The organism is Vibrio sp. 1069, assembly GCF_033340555.1.
Window position 1 is genome coordinate 1 of record NZ_JAWOWP010000383.1, and the last position, 698, is coordinate 698.

Annotated in this window: 1 protein-coding gene; it reads right to left on the reverse strand. The window is 47.7% G+C overall.

Annotated features, from left to right (window positions below; genetic code table 11):
- Nucleotides 1–97: 97 nt before the first annotated feature.
- Nucleotides 98–698: 5'-nucleotidase (locus tag R7040_RS26670; RefSeq protein ID WP_318097613.1), on the reverse strand; the 601-nt coding region annotated here is incomplete at its 5' end.

The following is a 698-nucleotide window of genomic DNA, read 5'->3' on the forward strand; positions in this document are numbered from 1 at the left end:
CAGGCACGCCGCAATTAGGGCAGCCAAATGACTTACAGCCATTGTATTCTTGACGAAAAGTCATGGTGCTTATCCTTTGAGGTTATTTGTCAGAGACTCACTCTTTGACGCTGACATCCACTTGGCGACCCAACGCAGGAACGGTAACGTCTTTCTTGGCTTTAAATTGGTCAATCAATACTTGGGTGACTGAATCACCTTGCGACTCTAACGTGCCTTTTTCAAATACATGATAACCGTCACCCCCGCTCGCTGCGTAAGAGTAAGTGGCCACTTTGTATGATTGCGAGTCGTTCAATGGTTTGCCATTTACGTTCAGGCTGAGCAGGCGTTTACCTTGTGGTTTTGCGTTGTCGTAGCGCGCTTCAATACCGGAGAATTGTGCCAGACCGTAAGGCAAGGTGTAGCTGTACTCCAGCAGTTCTTTCAACTGTGCGCCGTTGAGTTTTACGACGGAAAGTTTATCTGTGAATGGGAAAAGATCCATTACGTTTTCCATCGTTACTGGGCCTTTGTTAAGGTCAACGCGAATACTGCCCGAGCTGATCATACCCACATCCGCTTTAGCGGCTTCGCGCATCATATCTGCTACTAAATTGCCTACGTTGGATTCGCGGTAATAACGTCGGTACGCTGTGTCATTAATGGTTGCCAACTGCTGACCAAGCTCTGGGTATTGTTTGCGAGCATTGGCGATA